Raw genomic sequence first — 6,465 nt, 5'->3', positions numbered from 1 at the left:
GGCCGCTGACCGGAGACACCGCTCGCGTTGCACACAGTGGGTAACCATCCGTGGATCTCTGCGCATGCTGGGTCTGCCTTGACCCTGCGCGGCTCCCTAGATTTGGGGTAACCCGGATCTCCGGAGTCAACCGTCCTCTCAGCCCAGAGGAGCACCACATGTCCACGTCGGTAGCGGCGCTGCAGTCGCAGATCATCACCGATCCACCCGAAGTCCTGGAGACCGACGTCGCGATCATCGGATCCGGGATGGGCGGTGGCACCCTGGCCTACGCACTCCGCGACTCCGGGGTCAGTGTCCTCATCGTCGAGCAGGGCGACTTCCTGCCGACGGAACGCGAGAACTGGTCCTTCGACGCCGTGCACACCCAAGGCCGCTACAAGAACTCCGCCGCCTGGTACGACACCATCGCGCAACGGGAGTTCGTGCCGGGCAACTACCACTACGTGGGTGGGAGCACCAAGCTGTACGGAGCCACGCTGCCGCGCTTCCGCGAGTCCGACTTCGGGGCCATCCGGCACGTCGACGGGATCTCGCCGGCCTGGCCCATCGAGTACGCCGATCTCGAACCGCACTACGGCGAGGCCGAGCAGATGTACTGGGTGCACAGCAACAAGGGGGAGGACCCCACCGACCCGTGGCGGTCCACCGACTACCCCTTCCCCGGCATCCCGCATGAAGGTGCGATGGCGCGTCTGGTCGATGGCGCAAAACGGCAAGGGCTGCACCCCTTCTCGGCTCCCCAGTCCATCGACTGGCGGCCGGGCGGGGCGTGCGTGCTCTGCGAGACCTGCGACTCGTTCGCGTGCATGGTCGACGCCAAGGGGGACGCCGACGTCGCCGCCATCCGGCCTGCGTTGCGGGCCGCATCGAAGAACGTGCAGCTGCTGACCAACGCGGAAGTCACGCGACTGGACACCGACGCTAGCGGACGGCAGGTCACCGCCGCCCGAATCACTCATCGGGGCAACGAGATCGAGGTGCGGGCCAAGCGGTTCGTGATCGCCTGCGCGGCGGCCAACACCGCGGCGTTGCTGCTCCGCTCGGCGTCCGCGTCGCACCCTGGCGGACTCGCCAATTCCTCTGATCAGGTCGGCCGCAACTACATGGCGCACGTGACCACGTTCTTCCTCGCCGTGGATCCGCGCCGCAAGAACGAGGCGGTGTACCAGAAGACCATCGGCATCAACGACTGGTACTCGGCGGGGCCGACCAACGAGTATCCGCTCGGCAACGTCCAGGGCCTCGGCAAGCTGCACGGTCAACAGGCCAAGCAGGGCAAGCCGTGGGTCCCGATGCCGATCCTCGACGAGGTGACCAAGTACACCCTCGATCTGTTCATTCAGACCGAGGATCTGCCGTTGCCCGACAACAGGATCGCCCTCAACTCGCGCGGTGCCATCACCGTGACCCGGCGCGAGACGAACGTATCCGCCCACCGCGATCTGATCAAGCGGATGAAGAAGGTGGTCCGCAAGGCCGGCTTCCCCGTCGTACTCACCCGCAGCCTCGGCGTCGAGGCGACGTCGCACCAGTGTGGGACCGCCCGGATGGGTGACGACCCGGCCACCAGTGTCGTCGACGCCGACCTTTTGGCACACGACCTCGACAATCTCTGGATCGCCGACAGTTCGGTCTTCCCGTCGTCGGCAGCCGTCAACCCCGCCATCACCGTCGCGGCCCTCGCCCTGCGGTTGGGTCACTCGGGAGCGCTGACCGCATGACATCCACGCACGCCGTCGACCCGATCCTGGCGCCGCTCTTCGAGCCAATCACCCTGGGCAAGATCGAGATTCGCAACCGGGTGGTGATGACGGGTCACGGCACTGGTATGGCCAAGGACTACCTGCCGACCGACCAGCACGTCGCCTACTACCGCGAACGAGCGCTCGGTGGCGCCGGTCTCATCGGTATGGCCTTCCCGCAGATTCACCCGACGTCGCAGGACGTTCCCGGCGAGCCGAAGGCCTGGCTGCCGGAGATCGTTCCCGGGCTGCGCAAGATCTCCGATGCCGTCCACGAGCATGGCGCGCGCATCGTCATGCAGCTCGGGCATGGTGGCAGGCAGGGACATTCGACGTTCACCGAGCGCGCGCTGTGGGGACCGTCGAACACACCGTGCCCGTTCAACCTCGAGATGCCGAAGGAAATGGAAGTCGAGGACATCGACGAGATCGTCGAAGCGCATGCCATCGGCGCGCGACACGCCAAGCAGGGCGGCATGGATGGCGTCGAGATCCATTCCGGCTACGGAGGGTACCTGCTCGCCTCGTTCCTGTCCCCGTTCTCCAACCACCGCACCGACGACTACGGCGGCAGCCTGGAGAATCGGATGCGGATCGTGCTGCGGGTCATCGACGCCGTGCGCGACGAGGTCGGACCCGACTTCCTGGTCGGCATGAATCTGCAGGGCCACGACTTCAGTCCAGGCGGACTCGAGGTCACCGACGCCCAGCTGATCGCCAAGGCATGCGCGGACACTGGGAAGATCGACTACTTCTGCGTCAAGGCGGCCACTTACCACGAGGCCCACCAGAACGTGCCAGACATGCAGCACCCCAAGCGGATCTGGGAAGGCCTGGCCGCCGCGGTGAAGGCCGCCGTCGACCTGCCCGTGATCGCGGTGGGCCGGATCAACGACCCCGAAGACGCCGCCGAGATCCTCGCCCTCGGTCACGCCGACATGGTCGCCATGACCCGCCAGCAGATCGCCGACCCGGAAACGGTCAACAAGATGAAGGACGGCAGGCTCGACGAGATCCGTCGCTGCATCGGCTGCAACCAGGGCTGCATCGACAGGCTGTTCAGCGTCACTCACTCGTCGTGCGTGCACAACCCCGCCGCCGGCTACGAACGCGAGCTCGGCATCGGCACCCTGGTGCAGGCCACCTTCCGGCGCAGGGTCGTCGTGGTCGGCGCAGGTCCGGCCGGGATGAAGGCCGCCGAGACCGCGGCGCGGCAAGGTCATCACGTCGTACTCATCGAGAGTAGGCACCGCACCGGCGGCCAATTGCGCATCGCTGCGAAGATCAAGGGCCGCAGCGAGATCGGCGGTGTCATCGACCACCTCGACGTGATGATCGGCAAGTACGGCGTGGACCTGCGGCTTGGCCAGCGGGCAACGGCCGAGGACGTTCTCAACCTGAATCCCGATCACGTCATCGTGGCGACCGGATCGGCGCCGGGTGACGACATCGTCGGAAACCTCTCCCAGGGTATTCAGTTCACCCCTGGCCTGGACCAGCAGCACGTGCTGTCGGTCTGGGACGTTCTCGACGAGGAGGCACCCGTCGGCGTCCGCGTCGCGATCGTCGACGACGGCGAGGGCGGCTGGAAGGGCATCGGGCTGGCGTTGCAACTGCAGGAGGCGGGGCACCAGGTCGAGTTCCTGACGCCGTTGCCGTACGTAGGCGCCAAGCTGGGTCCGTTCAGCGCGAACCTCGCGGTTCCGCGGATTCACGCGTCGGGCATGGTCACGCACCCCTTCACGACGCTGACGGGGGTGGCCGGGTCGACGCTCGACATCGTGGAGAAGGGCGTCCCCGGCCGGTTGGCCGACGTCGACTCGGTGATCCTCGCCGGGTGGCACCGCCCCGTCACCGACTTGTACTTCGCGCTGAAGGGCCTGGGCGTGACGGTGGAGCGCATTGGCGACGCGATCGCGAGCAGGACGATGATGGAAGCCGTGCACGAAGGAGAACGCGCCGCCAGGCGGGTACCAGCAACCAGGTGAGCTCATTGAAGTGGTCCAGGGCCGCGGTATTCCTGCTGTTCGCGGTGTTCGGCGTATGCATCTCCACGTGGGCGGTGCACATCCCTTCGGTCCAGCAGCGCACCGGCGTCTCGGCGGGAACGCTGGGCACCTTGCTCCTGCTGCACGGTGCGGGCGCTCTCGTCGGCATGCAGTTCTGCGGCCCGTTGATCGCGCGCGCCGGCGGCGCGCGCATCGCGTTCGTCGGAGCCGTCGGTATGTCGCTGACGCTCGCCCTTCCGCTCAACGCTCCGACGGCCCCGCTGCTGGCGGGTTCACTGTTCGTCTTCGGGATCGCGACGGGCCTCACGGACGTGGCGATGAACGCGCGTGCCGTCACCGTCGAGCAGGAGGTGGGCAGACCCATCATGTCCGCGTTCCACGCGGTGTTCTCGGTGGGCAGCGTGATCGGCTCACTGATCGGCGCTGCCACCCTGGCGGGGGGCTGGCGCATGGCGTCGACCTCGGTCCTGACGTGCGGTGCCTGCGTGGTGGTGGTGTTGGCCGTCGCACCGAATCTGCTTGGCGCGAAGCCGGAATCGGTCTCTGACGACGGATCCCGCGCGATCGCCGAGGCGGCCGAGTCGCCGCCCCGGCCGCAGCGCAGGCTGGTGCTACTCGGCGCTCTGGCGTTCCTCCTGCTGCTCGCCGAGGGCTGTGCGATGGACTGGAGCAGCCTGCACGCACAGCAGCATCTGGGGGTTTCGGCGGCACTCGGGGCGTTGGCGTTCGCCGCGTTCGTCACGGCGATGACCGTCGGCCGCTTCACCGCCGATCTGGTCACCGCGAGGAAGGGCCCCGTGTGGGTGGTTCGCTACGGCGGGGCCGCGGCGGCGGTCGGGATGGCCATCGTGGTCGCGTCTCCCGCGCTCCCGCTGACGGTCGTCGGGTGGGTGATCTTTGGAATCGGCCTAGCCGGCGGACTGCCGCAGGTCTTCTCGGCGGCGGGCAATCTGGCGGGTGCGACCGGAACGGACTTCTCGCGCGTGATCGGATGCGGGTACGTGGCGCTGCTCGCCGGACCTGCAATCATCGGCTGGTTCTCGGAGCTGATCTCGCTCAACCTCGCGTTGCTGCTGCCGCTGGTCGCGGTGGCGGTGGCAGCGCTTGGTGCGCGCGCCGTCGCCGGTGACGGACGACGCAGCGTGGCACGTGTGAGCAGTGAACTCTCGAATCCTTGCACATAGTGGGTCTGTCGATGGTGCTGCGCGGCAAAGAGACTGGAACCACGTCACGCGGAGAACCGCACGACGTCCCGTTGACAACGCCGTGCAGTGCGAGGAGAACCATCGTGTCGGTCACATTGAAGGCCCCGGCTGCCGCCGGCGGCACCCCCAACAAGAGCGACCCCGCCGTCGTCGACACGGTCGCACGCGTACTCGACGACATTCGCTCACACGGGGACTCCGCGGTGGCCAAGTACTCGGAGGAGTTCGACCGTTGGGCCCCCGCGTCGTTCCGGTTGAGCGAGGCACAGGTCGCCAAGATCGTCGCCGACCTGCCGACGACCGTGGTCGACGATCTGACGTTCGTGCAGCGCCAGGTGCGAAACTTCGCTCAGGTGCAGCGCGATTCGATGCTCGACGTGGAGGTCGAGACGCTCCCCGGCGTCCGGCTTGGACACAGGCACGTGCCCGTCGCGGCGTCCGGTGCGTACGTGCCGGGTGGCCGGTACCCGCTGACCGCATCGGCCCACATGACGGTGGTCACGGCCAAGGTGGCAGGCGTGGAACGCGTCGCGGCCACGACACCGCCCAACGTGGGCACCCCTCCGCCGATCAGCGTGGCGGCCATGCACCTCGCAGGCGCCGACGAGATCTACGTCCTCGGTGGCGTGCAGGCCATCGGCGCGTTGGCCCTTGGCACCGAGACGATCGAACCCGTCAACCTGCTGACCGGTCCCGGCAATGCCTATGTCGCAGAGGCCAAACGGCAGTTGTTCGGTGAGGTCGGCATCGACCTGTTCGCCGGGCCCACCGAGGTGCTGATCGTCGCCGACGACACCGCCGACCCGTTCGTCGTCGCCGCCGACCTGCTCAGCCAGGCCGAACACGGACCGGACTCGCCCGTCGTCCTGGTCACGACGTCCGAGCGGGTGGGCCGCGAGACGATCGCCGAGGTCGAGCGCCAGTTGGTGAACCTGCCGACCAACGGGATCGCCGCCGTGTCGTGGGCGCAGCACGGCGAGGTGCACCTCGTCGACACGCTCGACGAGGCCTTTGCGCTGGCCGACCGCTTCGCCAGCGAGCACGTGCAGATCCTCACCGCCGAACCGCGGCGGGCACTGACCCAGATGCGCGACTACGGCGCGTTGTTCCTCGGCGAGAAGACATGTGTACCGTTCGGCGACAAGGCAATCGGAACAAACCACGTCCTCCCGACGCTGGGTGCCGCGCGGTACACCGGCGGCCTGTGGGTCGGCAAGTTCATCAAGACCTGCACCTATCAGAAGATCACCACCGACGCAGCGAGCGCCATGGTCGGCGAATACTGCTCGCGGCTGTGCGTGCTCGAAGGCTTCCTCGGCCATGCCGAGCAGGCGAATGTCCGCGTGCGCCGCTATGGCGGCGGCAATGTCCCCTATGCCGGGGCGGCAGCGAAGGCCAGCTGAACTTCCCTCGACCTGGAACCTTCCCCTGGCTGGCCGGAGCGATGAGCTCCGGCCTTTTTCTTTGCGTGAAGTTCCCAGCGTGACCCCAGTTCGAGGTCATGGC

At 67.5% G+C, this 6,465-nt stretch carries 4 protein-coding genes; all 4 read left to right on the top strand.

Annotated elements, in window-relative coordinates; translation table 11 throughout:
• Window positions 1-158: 158 nt before the first annotated feature.
• The 4 genes from ACRDUX_RS30690 (at window position 159) to hisD (ending at window position 6,362) form a co-directional block, all read left to right on the top strand.
• The gene (locus ACRDUX_RS30690) at window positions 159-1,724 is read left to right on the top strand and encodes an FAD-dependent oxidoreductase (RefSeq protein ID WP_526419589.1); all 1,566 of its coding nucleotides are present in this window, start codon (window positions 159-161) and stop codon (window positions 1,722-1,724) included.
• A complete protein-coding gene (locus tag ACRDUX_RS30685; RefSeq protein WP_526419587.1) occupies window positions 1,721-3,733 on the top strand; it encodes an oxidoreductase in 2,013 nt (670 codons plus the stop codon). The genes ACRDUX_RS30690 and ACRDUX_RS30685 overlap by 4 nt, the downstream gene beginning before the upstream one ends.
• Window positions 3,730-4,938 carry an MFS transporter gene (locus ACRDUX_RS30680; protein WP_526419585.1) on the top strand — a complete coding sequence of 403 codons (1,209 nt, stop codon included), beginning with the start codon at window positions 3,730-3,732 and terminating at the stop codon, window positions 4,936-4,938. Before ACRDUX_RS30685 ends, ACRDUX_RS30680 begins: the two co-directional genes overlap by 4 nt.
• 104 nt (window positions 4,939-5,042) lie before the next feature.
• Entirely contained in the window at window positions 5,043-6,362 is a 1,320-nt protein-coding gene (gene hisD, locus ACRDUX_RS30675) for a histidinol dehydrogenase (protein WP_526419583.1), read from the top strand.
• Window positions 6,363-6,465 lie beyond the last annotated feature (103 nt).

Source organism: Mycobacterium sp., from assembly GCF_050701675.1.
Lineage (GTDB): Bacteria > Actinomycetota > Actinomycetes > Mycobacteriales > Mycobacteriaceae > Mycobacterium.
The sequence above is the reverse complement of the archived record's forward strand: the minus strand, read 5'-3'. Positions and strand labels throughout refer to the sequence as shown.

Coding starts and splice junctions, on each gene's coding strand:
- ACRDUX_RS30685 (WP_526419587.1), top strand. CDS start 1,721: ATGACATCCACGCACGCCGTCGACCCGATCCTGGCGCCGCTCTTCGAG.
- ACRDUX_RS30690 (WP_526419589.1), top strand. CDS start 159: ATGTCCACGTCGGTAGCGGCGCTGCAGTCGCAGATCATCACCGATCCA.